The following is a 15801-nucleotide window of genomic DNA, read 5'->3' on the forward strand; positions in this document are numbered from 1 at the left end:
TGAGCCAGGATCAAACTCTCCATTAAGGTCTTACCGACCCTTCGGGGGCGAACCCGAAGAACCAAACCTTGGAAACAATCCCGGCAATGCACCACTCGGGTGCTTGCCTCAAAGAAATCCCCAGCCTCACAACCCCTCGAAGAGGGGATGCAGGGCCTCGGGGGTGATCCGGCCTGCCGGCCGAATCGTTAAAGGCACTGGCTTTTAACACGCTGTTGAGTTCTCAAGAAACGGACACCCACCGCGCTCGGTCCCGCTCTCGCGGCCCTCGCTCCGGGGCAACCCTTCTACTGTATCCGATCCGCCCGGTTTGTCAACCTCTGGGTGGTTCGGCCCTCCTTGTCCCGTTTTGGGTGCGACGGATCGCACCCGCTTCGGTGTCTGGAGGTTCCCCCCGGGCCGGCCGCCGTCTCCGGCGTCCCGCTCCCCCGTGGGGCGTGTAGAACATTAGGACGCCCCGGCAGGACCGTCAAATCGGCGCTAGACCACGCCAAAGCCCAGCTCAGGCAAGGGTTTCGGGCCACTCGAGCGGGTTTCCGTGACCTCACCGTGACGTGTATTTCCCCAACTTTTGGGCAGGCATGACGAACGCCCGCCCGGAGCGGACTCCGGACGGGCGTTCGGCGGGCGTTCAGGCCCCGGTCACCTCGATGCCTCCGACGTTGCGCTTGCCCCGTCGCAGGACGAGGTAGCGCCCGTGCAGGAGGTCGGTGGAGGCGGGGACCGCGTCCTCCGATTCGACCTTCGCGTTGTTGAGGTACGCGCCGCCTTGGGCGACCGCGCGCCGCGCCTCCGACTTGCTCTTGCACAGACCGGACGCCACGAAGAGGTCCACGATCGGCGGGAGCTCTCCCTTGGCGACGTGCGCCGACGGCACCTCGGCGAGGGCTGCGCCGAGGGTGCGTTCGTCCAGTTCCTCAAGGGCCCCCTGCCCGAACAGGGCACGGGACGCCGCGACGACGCGGGCGGTCTCGTCCGCCCCGTGGACCAGCGTGGTCATCTCCTCGGCCAGCGCGCGCTGCGGCGCGCGGGCGGCGGGGCGCTCGGCGCCCTGCTTGACGAGGTCGTCGATCTCCTCGCGGGAGCGGAAGCTGAAGACCTTGAGGTACTTCTCGACGTCGCGGTCGTCCGCGTTGAACCAGAACTGGTAGAAGGCGTACGGCGAGGTCAGGTCCGGGTCGAGCCAGTAGGTCTCGCCGCCGGCCGTCTTGCCGAACTTGGAGCCGTCGGCCTTGGTGAGCAGCGGCGTGGTGAGGGCGTGCGCGGCCCCTCCCTCGACGCGGCGGATGAGGTCGACGCCGGCGGTGAGGTTGCCCCACTGGTCGCTGCCGCCCGTCTGCAGGCGGCAGCCGTACCGCCGGTACAGCTCCAGGTAGTCCATCGACTGGAGCAGGACGTAGCTGAACTCGGTGTAGCTCATGCCGGTGCTCTCGAGGCGGGTCTTGACCGTCTCGCGGGCGAGCATCCGGTTGACCGGGAAGTGCTTGCCGACGTCCCGCAGGAACTCGATGGCGGTCATGGGGCCGGTCCAGTCGAGGTTGCTGACCATCGTCGCGCCGGTGGGGCCCTCGTCGAAGTCGAGGAAGCGGGACACCTGGCCGCGGATGCGCTCGACCCAGCCGGCGACGGTCTCCTGCGAGTTGAGGACGCGCTCGGCGCTCTTGCCGCTGGGGTCGCCGATCAGTCCGGTGGCGCCGCCGACGAGGCCGATGGGCCGGTGGCCCGCCTGCTGGAAGCGGCGCAGCGTGAGGATCTGGATCAGGTTGCCCAGGTGCAGGGACGGCGCGGTCGGGTCGAACCCGCAATAGAGCGTGACCGGCCCCGCGGCGAGCAGCGCCCGCAGATCGTCCTGATCGGTGGACTGCGCGATCAGATCGCGCCACGCGAGGTCGTCCAGGATGTCGGTCACGTTCTTCCTCGTCTCCTGTCTGTCTTCCCTGGCAGTTTGCCCTGGCGGAGGCATGTGACGCCAACGATATTCAACGGCCGCCGACGAAGCCGCGGGCGGGGACGAACACGCGGTGCCCTGAGGCGAAGGTCACCTGGACGCCCGTCTCGTCCCAGCGGGCGGACTCGATCTCCGGACGTCCGCCGAAGTCGACGCGGACGTAGTGGCCGTAGGAGAGGCCCGGGTCCCGGCCGGTGTAGAGCTCGTACGCCTTGTGGCGGCCGAAGAGCGGGCTGCTCCTCTCGATGACCGCGGCGTAGTGCACGGACCCGTCCTCGTACCGGACGGACGACGGCTGCCGTACGGCCTCGCCGATCTCGGAGGTGCGGTGGAACGGGCCGTCGACGAGGACGACGGCGAGCAGCACGGCGAACGCGAGCCATCCGAGCACGGCGGCGCGGAGGAGGACGGCGGAGGACGTCCCGTCGGGGCCGCACACGAGGTTCATGCAGAAGTGCATGCCGTAGGTGAAGTAGACGTAGGCGTGGCCGGGCGGGCCGAACATGACCTCGTTGCGGGCCGTCCGTCCGCGGTAGGCGTGCGACGCGGGATCGAGGGGGCCCGCGTACGCCTCGACCTCGGTCAGTCGCACGGCGACGTCGCCGTCGGGGGTGCGGTGCCGCAGGACGTGTCCGAGGAGTGCGGGCGCGATCTCGTCGACCGGGCCGTCGAAGAAGTCGCGTGGCAGGAGCGCCGCGTCCATCGCCTCACCGTGCTCGTAGGGGATCCGACGGTTCGCCAGCCTAGGGCGCTTCGGGACCGTTCGGACCGTCCTCGGGGGGTTCGGTCCGAACGGTCCCTGGTGCTCGTGCCGTCAGGCGTCGGCGCCGGTGGCCCAGGCGGCGTGCTCGTTGACCTGGGCGCGCAGGGCGGTGATCTGCTCGCGGACGCGGTCGGGGGCGGTGCCGCCGTGGGCCTTGCGGGACGCGAGGGCGCCGGGGACGTTGAGGACCTCGCGGACGTCGGGCGTCAGGTGCGGCGACACCTTGATCAGCTCGTCGTCGGTGAGGTCGTCGAAGTCCTTGTCGTTGACCTGGCACCACACGACGAGGTGGCCGACGACCTCGTGGGCGTCGCGGAAGGCGACGCCGCGCCGGACGAGCAGTTCGGCGAGGTCGGTGGCGAGGGCGAAGCCGTCGGCGGCGGTGGCCTCGAGGCGCTCGGTGTTGACGCGCATGGTGGCGATGAGGCCGGACATGGCGGGCAGGACGAGCAGGAGCGTCTCGACGGCGTCGAAGGCGCCTTCCTTGTCCTCCTGCAGGTCGCGGTTGTAGGTGAGCGGCAGGCCCTTGAGGGTCGTCAGGAGGCCGACGAGGTGGCCGATGAGGCGGCCGGCCTTGCCACGGGCGAGTTCGGCGACGTCGGGGTTCTTCTTCTGCGGCATGATCGACGACCCGGTGGCGTAGGTGTCGTCCATCTCGATCCAGCGGAACTCCTGCGACGCCCAGAGGCAGACCTCCTCGCCGAGGCGGGAGAGGTGGACGCCGACGAGCGCGGCGGCGAAGAGGAATTCGGCGACGAAGTCGCGGTCGGCGACGGCGTCCATGGAGTTGGGCGCGGCGGCGTCGAACCCGAGTTCGGCGGCGGTGGCCTGCGGGTCGAGCGGCAGGGAGGACCCGGCGAGGGCGCCGGAGCCGAGCGGGGACACCGCGGTGCGGCGGTCCCAGTCGCGGAGCCGGTCGATGTCGCGGGTGAGCGGCTGGACGTGCGCGAGCAGCTGGTGCGAGAACAGGACGGGCTGCGCGTGCTGCAGGTGCGTCATGCCGGGGGCGGCGACGCCGAGGTTGTGCTCGGCCTGGGCGATCAGCGCGGTCTCCAGCTCGACGAGCCGGGAGACGATCTGGCGGGCGTGGTCGCGCAGGTAGAGGCGCAGGTCGGTGGCGACCTGGTCGTTGCGGCTGCGGCCGGCGCGGAGCTTGCCGCCGAGGGCGCCGAGCCGTTCCAGCAGGCCGCGCTCGAGGGCGGTGTGGACGTCCTCGTCGGCGACGGCGGGACGGAACTCGCCGGTGCGGCACGCCTCCTCGAGGTCGTCCAGGGCACCGATCATGCGCTCGAGCTCGTCGTCGGTGAGCAGTCCCGCCCGGTTGAGGACGCGGGCGTGTGCGCGCGAGCCCATGAGGTCGTAGGGGGCGAGCCGCCAGTCGAACTGGACGCTCACCGAGAGCCGGGCGAGCGCGTCCGACGGGCCGCCCTCGAACCGGCCGCCCCACAGCCGCGTCGGTGCCTTGGTCACGGAATTTCCTCTTCTTCCCACCATGTCGATTCGTTCGTCGGCCGTTCCGCGCGCCGTGCCGGCGTGCGCCGTTGGCGCGCGCGGGCACCGCGGTGGACGGCGTCCCCACAGCGTACGGGCTGCGGGGCCGCCGGGCGGGACGGCCCGTTCGGTGCGGGGGCGTCGGCCCCTAGCTTCGTCGTTCCCGGCCTTCGGTCAGCTTGAGGAGCGACTGGGCGACGTCGTCGCCGCCGTTGGGGTCGCGGGCGATGACGAGGATGGAGTCGTCGCCCGCGACGGTGCCGAGGATCGTGGACCACTCGGCGTGGTCGATGGCCGAGGCGAGGTACTGGGCGGCGCCGGGCGGGGTCCGCACGATGACGAGGTTGGCGGACGCCTCGGCGGACACGAGCAGTTCGGCGGCGAGCCGGGTGAGCCGTCCGGTGAAGGTCTCGGCGGAGCCGGTGCGGGCCCGCGGGATCCGCTGGCCGCCCTCGCCGGGGACGGCGTAGATGAGGCTGCCGTCGTCGCCGCGGAGCCGGACGGCGCCGATCTCGACGAGGTCGCGCGAGAGGGTGGCCTGGGTGACCTCGACGCCCTCGTCGCCGAGCAGTTTCGCCAGCTCGCCCTGGGAGTGGACGGGGTGGCGGGTGAGCAGCTCGATCACCCGGGCGTGCCGCGCGGCCTTGGTCATCGGCGTGTTCACCCGGATCGCTCCAGCAGCCAGACGAGCAGCGCCTTCTGGGCGTGCAGGCGGTTCTCGGCCTCGTCCCAGACGCGGCTGCGCGGGCCGTCGAGGACCGACGCGGCGATCTCCTTGCCGCGGTAGGCGGGCAGGCAGTGCAGGACGATCGCGTCGCCGGCGGCGCGGGCGAGGAGGTCCTCGGTGACGGCGTAGGGCTCGTAGAGCGCGGTGTCCTTGCCGTCTTGGCCCATGGAGACCCAGGTGTCGGTGGCGAGGACGTCGGCGCCGTCGGCGGCCGCGGCGGGGTCGTCGGTGACGGTGACGGAGCCGCCGGTGTCGGCGGCGATCTCGGTGGCGCGCTTGACGACGGCGGGGTCGGGCGGCAGGGACGCGGGGGCGCCGACGCGGACGTGCATGCCGGCGGTGGCGCAGCCGAGGAGGTAGGAGTGCGCCATGTTGTTGGCGCCGTCGCCGAAGTAGGCGAGGACGGTGCCGGCGAGGTCGCCGCGGTGCTCCCGGACGGTCTGCAGGTCGGCGAGGATCTGGCAGGGGTGGTACTCGTCGGTGAGGGCGTTGACGACCGGGACGGTGGTGCCCGCGGCCATCTCCTCGATGCGCTCCTGCCCGGCGGTGCGCCACACGATGGCGCTGACCTGCCGTTCGAGGACGCGGGCGGTGTCGGCGATGGTCTCGCCGCGGCCGAGCTGGCTGGTGCCGGCGTCCATGACGAGCGGGTTGCCGCCGAGTTCGGCGATGCCGGCGGTGAACGAGAGCCGGGTGCGGGTGGACGGCTTGTCGAACAGCACGGCGACGGACCGGGGGCCCTCGAGGGGCCGGTACCCGAACCGGTCCGCCTTGACGCGGGCGGCCAGTTCGAGGACCTCGGCCTGTTCGGCCGGGGTGAGGTCGTCGTCGCGCAGGAAGTGCCTGGTCATCGCTCAATTCTCCTTCACGGCGGAGTCGCCGGCGGCGTCGGCGGCGGATTGGGCGGCGTCGAGGATCGCGGGCAGCGCGGCGGTGAACGCGCGGGCCTGCTCGGCGGTGAGGATCAGCGGCGGGGCGAGCCGCAGCGCGTCCGGCTGCAGCGCGTTGATCAGGAACCCGGCGTCGCGGGCGGCGGCCTCGACGGCCGGGGCGTGCGGGCCGGTGAGGGTGATCGCGCGCCACAGCCCGCGGCCCCGGACGCCCGCGAGCAGCGGGTGGTCGACGGCGTCGATGCCCGCGGCGAGCGCGTCGCCGACGGCGGCGGCGTTGCCGAGCAGCCCGTCGCGGTCGATGGTGTCGAGGACGGCGAGCGCGGCGGCGGCGCCGATCGGGTTGCCGCCGAAGGTGCTGCCGTGGTCGCCCTTGGCGAACAGGTCGCCGTGCGGGCCGAACGCGACGCAGGCGCCGATGGGCAGGCCGCCGCCGAGGCCCTTCGCGAGGGTGATGACGTCGGGCCGGGCGTTCTCGTGCTGGAAGGCGAACCAGGTGCCGGTCCGGCCGATCGCGGACTGGATCTCGTCGGCGACGAGCAGCGCGCCCGCGGCGTCGCAGATCTCGCGGGCCGCGGCGAAGTAGCCGTCCGGCGGGGGGACGACCCCGGCCTCGCCCTGGGCGGGTTCGAGGAACACCGCGGCGCAGTCGCCGTCGACGGCGGCCTTGAGGGCGTCGGCGTCCCCGTAGGGGACGAACCGGACGTCGCGGCCGAACGGTCCGAACGGCTCGCGGATCGCGGTCTTGCCGGTGAGGGAGAGCGCGCCCAGCGTCCGGCCGTGGAAGCCGTTCTCGGCCGCGACGAAGTAGGAGCGGCCGTTCTCCTTGCCGTACTTGATCGCGAGCTTGAGGGCGCACTCGTTGGCCTCGGTGCCGCTGTTGGCGAGGAAGACGCGGCCGGCCGGGCCGCCGTCGCCGCCCAGCAGGCCGCGCAGCCGCTCGGCGAGCAGCACCTCGGGCTCGTGCAGGAACAGGTTCGAGGTGTGCGCGATCGTGGCGGCCTGCGCGGTGACGGCCTCGACGAGCGCGGGGTGCGCGTGGCCGAGGGAGCTGACGGCGATGCCGGCGATGAGGTCGAGGTAGGCGCGCCCGTCGGCGTCCCAGACGGTGCAGCCCTCGCCGCGCGCGAGCGCGACCGGCGGGACGCCGTAGTTCGGCATGAACGCGGCCTCGAACCGCTTCCTCAGGTCGTCGCTGCCGGTCAGGCCGTCGTCGCCGGCAAGGTCGTCGCCGCTCACGCGTTCCCCTCCGTCGTCCGCTGCGCGCCCGCGGGGCTGGGCAGCACCATCGTCCCGATCCCTTCGTCGGTGAAGATCTCCAGCAGGAGCGAGTGCGACACCCGCCCGTCCAGCACGTGGGCCTGGGGGACGCCGCCGCGCACGGCGGTCAGGCACGCCTCCATCTTCGGCACCATGCCCGCCGACAGGCCGGGCAGCAGTTCGGCGAGCTCGTCGGTGGTGAGCCGGTCGATGACGTCGTCGCTGTCGGGCCAGTCCGCGTAGAGGCCCTCGACGTCGGTGAGGACGACGAGTTTGGCGGCGTCGAGCGCGACGGCGATCGCGGCGGCGGCGGTGTCGGCGTTGACGTTGTAGACCTCGCCGTCGTCGCCGCGCGCGATGCTGGAGATGACCGGGACGCGCCCGTCGTCGAGCATCGCGCGGACGGCTCCGACCTGCACCTCGACGATCTCGCCGACCTGGCCGATGTCGACGGGTTCGCCGTCGACGACGGCGCGCTTGCGCTCGGCGGTGAGCAGGTTGGCGTCCTCGCCGGACATGCCGAGCGCGAACGGGCCGTGCCGGTTGATCAGCCCGACGACGTCCCGCTGCACCTGGCCGGTGAGGACCATCCGGACGACCTCCATGGCCTCCGGGGTGGTGACGCGCAGGCCGGCGGTGAAGGACGACTCGATGCCGTTGCGGTCGAGGGCGGCGTTGATCTGCGGGCCGCCGCCGTGCACGATCACGGGCTTGAGGCCCGCGTAGCGCAGGAACACGATGTCCTCGGCGAAGGAGTGCCGCAGCGCCTCGTCGGTCATGGCGTGCCCGCCGTACTTGATCACGACGGTGCGTCCGTGGAACCGCTCGAGCCACGGCAGCGCCTTGATGAGCGTCTCGGCCTTCGCCATGACGCCGGCCCGGTTCTGGCGCATCTCGGCGCCCGAGGTGACGCCGCTCATGTCGAGTACGCCGAGTTCTCGTGGACGTAGTCGGCCGTGAGGTCGGTCGTCCAGACGGTGGCGCTGTGCGGGCCCGCGGCGAGGTCGACGGTGATCGTCACGTCCCGGGGGCGCAGGTCGACCTTGTCGCGGTCGTCGCCGAAGGAGCCGCCCCGGCACACCCACACGCCGTTGATCGCGACGTTGAGCTGGTCGGGTTCGAAGGCGGCGTCGGTGGTGCCGACGGCCGACAGGACCCGGCCCCAGTTGGGGTCCTCGCCGTGGATGGCGCACTTGAGCAGGTTGTTGCGGGCGATGGAGCGGCCGACGACGACCGCGTCGTCCTCGGTCGCGGCGCCGACGACCTCGATCGCGATGGCCTTGGAGGCGCCTTCGGCGTCCACGAGGAGCTGGCGGGTGAGGTCGGCGCAGACCTCGGTGAGCAGCGCGGTGAACTCGTCCTCGGCGGGGACGGTGCCGGCCGCGCCGGACGCCAGCAGCAGGACGGTGTCGTTGGTGGACATGCAGCCGTCGGCGTCGAGCCGGTCGAGGGTGGCGCCGGTGGCGGCGCGCAGCGCCCGGTCGAGGGTCTCGGCGGGCAGGTCGGCGTCGGTGGTGATCACGCAGAGCATGGTGGCGAGGGACGGGGCGAGCATGCCGGCGCCCTTGGCCATCGCGCCGATCATGTAGCCGCCGGCGCCCTGCCGGAAGGAGATCTTGGCGACGGTGTCGGTGGTGCGGATCGCGTCGGCCGCGGCGAGGCCGCCGTCGCCGCGGGACAGTTCGGCGGCGGCGGTGTCCACGCCGGGCAGCAGCGCGTCCATGGGGAGCCGCTCGCCGATGAGGCCGGTGGAGCAGACCGCGACCTCGCCGGCGGAGTCGCCGAGGGCCGCGGCGACCCGCTCGGCGGTGGCGTGGGTGTCCTGGAACCCGGCGGGGCCGGTGCAGGCGTTGGCGCCGCCGGAGTTCAGCACGACCGCGTGGACGCGGCCGCCTTTGAGGACCTGCTCGGACCACAGCACCGGCGCGGCCTTCACCCGGTTGCGGGTGAAGACGCCGGCGGCGGCGCGGGACGGCCCGTCGTTGACGACCAGGGCGAGGTCGCGGGTGCCGCTGTCCTTGAGTCCGGCGACGACGCCGGCGGCGCGGAAACCCTGGGGTGCGGTGACGCTCACGGGGACACTCCGATCGTGGTCAGCCCGAGTTCTTCCGGGAGGCCGAGGGCGAGGTTGGCGCTCTGCACGGCGCCTCCCGCGGTGCCCTTGGTGAGGTTGTCGATGGCGGCGACGGCGACGATGCGGCCCGCGTCCTCGTCGAGGGCGACCTGGACGAGCGCGGTGTTCGCGCCGAGGGTCATGGAGGTGGCGGGCCAGCGCCCCTCGGGGAGGAGCCCGGCGAACGGCTCCTCGGCGTAGGCGGTCGCGTAGGCGTCCCGCAGCGCCTCGGCGGTGAGGCCGGGACGGGCCTTGGCGGTGCAGGTGGCGAGGATGCCGCGGCTCATCGGCGCGAGCGTCGGCGTGAACGACACGGTCACGCGCTCGCCGGCGGCCGCGCTGAGGTTCTGCACGATCTCGGGGGTGTGGCGGTGGGTGCCGCCGACCCCGTAGGGGCTCATCGACCCCATGACCTCGCTGCCCAGCAGGTGCGGTTTGAGGGACCGTCCCGCGCCGGACGTGCCGGACGCCGCGACCACGACGACGTCGGGTTCGGCGATGCCGGCGGTGAAGGCCGGGAGCAGCGCGAGGGTGACGGCGGTCGGGTAGCAGCCGGGGACGGCGATGCGCCGGGCGGCGCGCAGCGCGTCGCGGGCGCCGGGGAGTTCGGGGAGGCCGTAGGGCCAGGTGCCGGAGTGCGGCGTCCCGTAGAACCGCTCCCAGGCGGCGGGGTCGGCGAGGCGGAAGTCGGCGCCGCAGTCGACGACGAGGACGTCGTCGCCGAGGCGTTCGGCGAGTTCGGCGGACTGCCCGTGCGGCAGCGCGAGGAAGACGACGTCGTGCCCGGCGAGGACGTCGGGTGTGGTCTCGGCCAGGACGCGCCCGGCCAGGGATCGCAGGTGGGGCTGGTGCGCGCCCAGTTCGGTGCCCGCGTTGGAGCCCGCCGTGAGTGCGCCGATCTCGAATTCGGCGTGTCCGTCGAGGATGCGCAGCAGCTCGCCGCCAGCGTAACCGCTGGCGCCGGCGACCGCCGTCCGGATTCCCATGTTCCACTCTGCCCTTCGGAAGCGACAAGCAAGAGTATGCATGGCAATGGATGATTATTCAAAGTCGGACCGCGGTGCGGTGCGGCGATGAGACCGACGCCACAGTGAAGTAGTTAGCCCTCTAATCATTTGACAACTGAATTTCAGCAGCCTCACAATCGAGCGCATGGACAGGGAGACTCTCGGCTTCGGCGACCTCGCCGACCTCGGCCCGCCCGAGGAGTGGCCCGTCGGCCGGCTGTTCGCCGCCGCCTCGAAACTGGCCGGCCCGGTCATGTGGCGGCTCGTCGAGAAGCACGGCGTCAGCCCCGCCGGGTTCTTCATGCTCCGGATCCTGGTGGGCGAGGACGGCCTGCGCCCCGGGGAGGTCGCCCGGCGGCTCATGCAGTCGGCCGCCACCGCCACGTCGGTCGCCGACACCCTGGAGCGCAACGGGCTGCTGGAGCGCCGCCGCGACGAACGCGACCGCCGCGCCGTCCGGCTGCACGTCACCGAGGCCGGCCGCGCGCTCGTCGCCGAGACCGGCCACGCCATGTCGCGGGACCTGTGGGCGCTGTACGACGTCCCCGACGACGCCGACGAGCCCGCCGTGCGGCGCTACCTGCTCACCCTGCTCGAACGCTTCACCGACTTCTCCGAAGGAGACCGCTGTTGACCGCGCCATCCGACAACGAACGGTCCTCCGGCGGCGAACCGCCGCCGGGCGGCGGCGCGGCCGTCCGCGCCGTCGACCTGCGCAAGACCTACCCCGCCTCCGGGCCGCGGCCCGAGGTGCCCGCCGTCCGCGGCATCGACCTGGACGTCCCGCGCGGCGAGTTCTTCGGCCTGCTCGGGCCGAACGGCGCGGGCAAGTCCACGACCATCGGCATGCTCACCACGCTCGTCGTCCCGACCGGCGGCAGCGCGTCGGTGTGCGGCATGGACGTCGTGAAGGACGCCGTCGAGATCAAGCGGCGCATCGGCGTGGTGTCGCAGAACAACACCCTCGACAGCGACCTGACCGCCGCCGAGAACCTCGAATTCCGCGGCCGGTTCTTCGGGCTGAGCGCCAAGGACGCCCGCCGCCGCGCGGACGAGCTGATCGAGCTGTTCGGGCTCGGCGAGCACCGCAAGGGCAACCCGTTCGAGATGTCGGGCGGGCAGGCCAAGCGCGTGATGATCTGCCGCGCGCTGATGCACGGGCCCGAGGTGCTGTTCCTGGACGAGCCGACCGCCGGGCTCGACCCGCAGACCCGCACGAACCTGTGGGACGTGCTGCGCGGCCTGCAGCAGGGCGGGCAGACGATCGTCCTCACCACCCACTACATGGAGGAGGCCGAGGCGCTCTGCGACCGGGTCGCGGTCGTCGACCACGGCAAGGTCCTCGCGAGCGGCACGGTCGACGAGCTCAAGGGCAGCGCGGGCGCCGACACGGTCATCACCGTCGCCTACGACGACGCGGCCCCCCGCGACATCGAGGCGCTGGGCGACCGCGACGGGATCACCAAGGTCGAGGTCAACGGCGGGCAGGTGCGGGTGTTCGCCGCCGAACCGGACGGCGTCCTCGGCGAGCTCGTCGCGCTCGGCGCGAAGGCCGGCGTCGGCGTCACCGACGCCAGCCAGCTGCGCCCCAGCCTGGAGACCGTCTTCCTCACCCTGACCGGAAGGGAGTACAGGGAATGAGCAGCGCCCCGGTGCTGACGCCGCCGCCCCCGGCGCGGGCGACGGTCCCGCGCACGTTCGCCGCGATGATGGCGCGCGAGGTGCGGGTGATGCGCAAGAACCTGCTGTCGACGTTCATCCGGGTGCTGATGCAGCCCGTCATGTTCGTCTTCGTGTTCGCCTACGTGCTGCCGAAGCTCGGCGGCGGCGCCATGGCCGGCGCGGGGGACGCCACGTTCTCCACCATCCTGGTGCCGGGCCTGGTCGGCTCGTCCATCATCATGCAGGCGATGATGGCGGTGACCTTCCCGCTGATGATGGAGCTGAACTGGCAGAAGTCGATCACCGACCGGGCGCTGGCGCCGGTCACGATCCCGCTGCTGGCGATCCAGAAGATCCTCGCGGCGGCGCTGCAGGGGCTCATCGGCGGGCTGCTGGTGTTCCCCGCGGTGCTGTTCATCCACGCCGAGGGCGAGGCGCCGCAGGTGAACGTGGACAACTGGCCCGTCCTGGCCCTGGTCATGGTCGCCGGGTCGCTGCTGGCCGCGTCCGGCGGGCTGCTGCTCGGCACGCTCATGAACCCGCAGAAGGTCCAGATGATGTTCTCGCTGATCCTGCTGCCGATGACCATGCTCGGCTGCGTCTACTACCCGTGGTCGGCGCTGGAGAGCATCCCCTGGCTGCAGTACCTCAGCCTGCTCAACCCGCTCGTGTACGTCAGCGAGGGCCTGCGCAGCACGCTGACGCCCGACATCCCGCACATGCCCGCGTGGGCGTTCCTGCTCGCGATCGTCGGCGGGACGGTCGTCCTGACGTGGGCCGCGACCCGCACGTTCACCAAGCGCGTGCTGACGTAGCGCTTGCCGACGTGGCCCGTGCCGAGGTGGCGCGTGCCGACGCAGGCGCCGGAGCGCAGACGGGGCCCGGGGGTTTTGCCATCCCCCGGGCCCCTGTGGTTACCGCCCAATTCGCACGCCGGTCTGTGAAAGGACGCGGATCAGTCTCATCAGACCCTTGCGCGTTACCTTTACGCCATCGCCCCACGAGCGGAGCGAGCCGGAATCGAACCGGCATCTCAAGGGACTCGTCCACGTCCGCGCGACCCGGCGATCGGCGGTGAATGCTGAGTCTGGAGCGAGAGTCTGAGTTTGACGGGCGGCTGCCTCTACCGGTTGGGCCACCCCGGCGCGAGTGCCGGGGGCGGGACTCGAACCCGCATTTCGCTCGCCGTGTCAGCTTCGGCTTCAGCTTCAGCTTGCGCTCCTCGCGCACCTCCCGCGCGTCGGCGGGAGGATCCTTTTCAGTTGTCGGTCGGCTTCGGCGCGGTCAGCCGAAGAGGTAGCCGAACACCGCCTCGCCGACCCGCCGGTCCGTCACCTCGGTGCCGTTCGCCTCCTCGCGCGCGAACTTGACGGCGTCCTGCAGCCGCTCGATCCGGCCGAGCAGCTCGTTGACCCGCTTGGCCGGGAGCGCCCCGGAGAACTTCACCGTCGTCCAGTGGCCGATCGTGACGTCCTCGTAGTACACCTCGACCTGCGCCGGGTGCTTGTCGGTCGCCTCCGCCTTGACGTGGTTGCGCGGGACCTTCTTGGTCTTCACGGTGCGGACCGGCTCGGTCCGCCACACGTCGGTGGACGGGTCGGACACCCACGTCTCGGCGGCGTCCAGCACCGGCAGCCTCCGGACGAAGCCGTGCAGCTCCTTCAGCTGCTTCTCCAGGAAGAGCAGGTAGGACACCGGCACGTCCCGCAGGATCGTCGTGCCGTCCACGGTCACGTCGGCGCGGGCGTCGCAGTTCGCCCAGTCCTTGGTGGCGGTGACGTCGAACAGGCGCGTCAGCGACCCGGTCACGTCGCGCAGGACGTCGTCGACCTTGACCTGCACCCGGGTGGACTCCGCGGGGAACTGCTCCCCCTCCTCGTCCTTGGGCTGGTAGGTCCGCGAGATGCCGGACAGCAGCGGGGCCTTCTGGACCGCCTGCTGCGCGGCCGCCAGATCCTGGACGGACTTGCTCTTCACGCCCTTCTCGACCGCGATGATCTGGTTCAGCTTCGTCGGCATCTCGTTCGCTCCCCCTTTTTCGGACAGAAGGACCGTAGCAGCAGCTTGATCGTGTCATCACCGTATTTTTCGGATCACTCCGGTTCCACCTCCGTCAGGCCGGTCGCGCGGTCCATCCGCAGCCAGCGGGTGAGGCCCAGCGTGCGCAGGAACGGCAGGTCGTGGCTGACCACGACGAGCGCGCCCCGGTACGCGGCGAGCGCCTGGGCGAGCTGGCGGGCGCTGGCCATGTCGAGGTTGTTCGTCGGCTCGTCCAGCAGCAGGAGCCGCGGGGCGGGCTCGGCGAGCAGCAGCGACGCCAGCACCGCGCGGAAGCGCTCGCCGCCCGACAGCGTCCCCGCGGGCCGCTCGGCCCGCGCGCCGCGGAACAGGAACCGCGCCAGCCCCGAGCGGATCTCCGTGACGGACGCCGACGGGGCGTGCGCCCGGACGTTGTCGACCACGCTGAGGGCGTCGTCCAAGACATCCAGGCGCTGCGGCAGGTACCGCACGCCATCGACGCCGATCTTGACGGTCGTCCCGTCCGGGGCCGACTCGCCGACCAGCGCGCGCAGCAGGGTCGTCTTGCCGGAGCCGTTCGGGCCGACGAGGCCGATCCGTTCCGGGCCCCGGACGATCAGCTCGGTGAGCGTCGCGGGCTCCGGCTCGGGCGCGGACAGCCCGGTGACGGTCACGACGGTGCGCCCCGCCGGGACGCGCGTCGCGGGCAGCTCGACGCGGATCTCGTCGTCCTCGCGGACGGCGCTCTCCGCCTCGTCCAGCCGGGTTCTGGCGTCGGCGAGCCGCTCCTCGTGCATGATGCGGTGCTTGCCGGCCGCGACCTGCGCCTGCCGCTTGCGCTCCCCCATCACGATCTTCGGTTCGCGCTTGTTCTCGTACATCTTGTCGCCGTACCGCTTGCGCCGGGCGAGCTTGACATGGGCCTCCTCCAGCTCGCGCTTCTGCCGGCGCAGGTCGGTCTCGGCGGCGCGGACTGCGCGTTCGGCCGCCTCCTTCTCGACGGCGAGCAGCTCCTCGTAGGCGGACAGGTTGCCGCCGAACGAGCGGACGCCGCCGTCGCGCAGGTCGGCGATGTCGTCGACCAGGTCCAGCAGCTCCCGGTCGTGGCTGACGACGACCAGCACGCCCTTCCAGGCCGCGACCGCGTCGTAGAGGCGGCGGCGCGCGTCCAGGTCGAGGTTGTTGGTCGGCTCGTCCAGCAGCAGGACGTCGGGACGGGCGAGCAGCAGCGCGGCGAGCCCGACCATCATGGCCTCGCCGCCCGACAGCGTCGGGACGGGCCGGTCGAGGCCGAGGTCCTCGAGGCCGAGCCGGTCCAGCTCGGCGCGGGCCCGCTCCTCGACGTCCCAGCCGTCGTCGCCGACGGCCGCGAAGTTCGCCTCGGTGGCCTCGCCCCGCTCGATGGCGTGCAGCGCGGCGCGCGTCCCGCTGATGCCGAGCAGATCGGAGACCGTGGCGGAGCCGTCGAGGACGAGGGTCTGCGGCAGGTAGCCGACCTCCCCCTCGACGGTGACGCTGCCCGAGCCCGGCCGCAGTTCCCCGGCGACGAGCTTCAGCAGGGTGGACTTCCCCGCCCCGTTGACGCCGATCAGGCCGGTGCGCCCGGCGCCGAACGCGGCGTCGAGGCCGTCCAGGACGGTCGTCCCGTCGGGCCAGGCGAAAGACAGGTCGGTGCAGACGATGGCGTGAGACAAGAGGCGCTCCTCCGGTGGTGTCGTTCGGTGTGCCGGACACGTGGAGACACCGCGGAGAACGCGCATCGCGCCTGCGGGCATGGGAAAGCCCGGGACGAGGGTCCGCTGAGATCGCATGCGCGTGCCGACGGCCCGATGACGGGCGCGGCTGGTCGCGCGGTGCCTGCGACCTCAGATCCTCAATGGACTCCCCAACCGGGCGGCGATGTGACGCGGTCAGATTACCC

The 15801-nt window shown here is 72.1% G+C and carries 14 protein-coding genes; 3 read left to right on the plus strand and 11 right to left on the minus strand.

Features of this window, described 5'->3' with window-relative positions:
• Positions 1-631: 631 nt before the first annotated feature.
• From tyrS to argC, 9 genes are all read right to left on the minus strand, one after another.
• A complete protein-coding gene (gene tyrS / locus DMH08_RS17190) occupies positions 632-1909 on the minus strand; it encodes a tyrosine--tRNA ligase (RefSeq protein WP_026404207.1) in 1278 nt (425 codons plus the stop codon).
• A gap of 70 nt (positions 1910-1979) precedes the next feature.
• Complete coding sequence (locus DMH08_RS41660) at positions 1980-2651, minus strand: DNA-3-methyladenine glycosylase (RefSeq protein ID WP_233617649.1); 672 nt, start codon at positions 2649-2651, stop codon at positions 1980-1982.
• Between the two features lie 111 nt (positions 2652-2762).
• Positions 2763-4181, minus strand: a complete 1419-nt coding sequence (gene argH / locus DMH08_RS17200) for an argininosuccinate lyase (RefSeq protein ID WP_125615754.1) — start codon at positions 4179-4181, stop codon at positions 2763-2765.
• Positions 4182-4350: 169 nt separating this feature from the next.
• On the minus strand, positions 4351-4854 hold the full coding sequence (locus tag DMH08_RS17205) for an arginine repressor (protein ID WP_034519757.1): 504 nt from the start codon (positions 4852-4854) through the stop codon (positions 4351-4353).
• An 8-nt stretch (positions 4855-4862) separates the two neighbouring features.
• Positions 4863-5780, minus strand: coding sequence for an ornithine carbamoyltransferase (gene argF / locus DMH08_RS17210; protein WP_026404202.1), 918 nt, complete (start codon positions 5778-5780; stop codon positions 4863-4865).
• A 3-nt stretch (positions 5781-5783) separates the two neighbouring features.
• Positions 5784-7058 carry an acetylornithine transaminase gene (locus DMH08_RS17215; RefSeq protein WP_267898552.1) on the minus strand — a complete coding sequence of 425 codons (1275 nt, stop codon included), beginning with the start codon at positions 7056-7058 and terminating at the stop codon, positions 5784-5786.
• Positions 7055-7972, minus strand: coding sequence for an acetylglutamate kinase (gene argB / locus DMH08_RS17220; protein WP_125615800.1), 918 nt, complete (start codon positions 7970-7972; stop codon positions 7055-7057). Before argB ends, DMH08_RS17215 begins: the two co-directional genes overlap by 4 nt.
• A gap of 23 nt (positions 7973-7995) precedes the next feature.
• Positions 7996-9153: a bifunctional glutamate N-acetyltransferase/amino-acid acetyltransferase ArgJ gene (gene argJ / locus DMH08_RS17225; RefSeq protein ID WP_026404200.1), complete on the minus strand. Its 1158-nt coding sequence runs from the start codon at positions 9151-9153 to the stop codon at positions 7996-7998.
• Positions 9150-10178, minus strand: coding sequence for an N-acetyl-gamma-glutamyl-phosphate reductase (gene argC, locus DMH08_RS17230; protein WP_125615757.1), 1029 nt, complete (start codon positions 10176-10178; stop codon positions 9150-9152). The genes argJ and argC overlap by 4 nt, the downstream gene beginning before the upstream one ends.
• Positions 10179-10344: 166 nt before the next feature.
• Between argC and DMH08_RS17235 the strand changes: the two genes are divergently transcribed.
• From DMH08_RS17235 to DMH08_RS17245, 3 genes are read left to right on the plus strand one after another with little or no spacing between them, the layout of a single operon-like run.
• Positions 10345-10833 (plus strand): MarR family winged helix-turn-helix transcriptional regulator, encoded by a 489-nt coding sequence (locus DMH08_RS17235; protein ID WP_026404198.1) that lies wholly within the window; start codon positions 10345-10347, stop codon positions 10831-10833.
• Positions 10830-11840 carry an ABC transporter ATP-binding protein gene (locus DMH08_RS17240; protein ID WP_125615760.1) on the plus strand — a complete coding sequence of 337 codons (1011 nt, stop codon included), beginning with the start codon at positions 10830-10832 and terminating at the stop codon, positions 11838-11840. Before DMH08_RS17235 ends, DMH08_RS17240 begins: the two co-directional genes overlap by 4 nt.
• A complete protein-coding gene (locus tag DMH08_RS17245) occupies positions 11837-12676 on the plus strand; it encodes an ABC transporter permease (protein ID WP_125615763.1) in 840 nt (279 codons plus the stop codon). The genes DMH08_RS17240 and DMH08_RS17245 overlap by 4 nt, the downstream gene beginning before the upstream one ends.
• 469 nt (positions 12677-13145) lie before the next feature.
• On the opposite strand, the gene DMH08_RS17255 is transcribed toward DMH08_RS17245, so the two are convergent.
• Entirely contained in the window at positions 13146-13880 is a 735-nt protein-coding gene (locus DMH08_RS17255; protein WP_026404195.1) for a DUF7873 family protein, read from the minus strand.
• Positions 13881-13954: 74 nt separating this feature from the next.
• Positions 13955-15574, minus strand: coding sequence for an ABC-F family ATP-binding cassette domain-containing protein (locus DMH08_RS17260; RefSeq protein ID WP_125615766.1), 1620 nt, complete (start codon positions 15572-15574; stop codon positions 13955-13957).
• Positions 15575-15801: the final 227 nt, after the last annotated feature.

The organism is Actinomadura sp. WAC 06369, from assembly GCF_003947565.1.
Taxonomy (GTDB): domain Bacteria; phylum Actinomycetota; class Actinomycetes; order Streptosporangiales; family Streptosporangiaceae; genus Spirillospora; species Spirillospora rifamycini.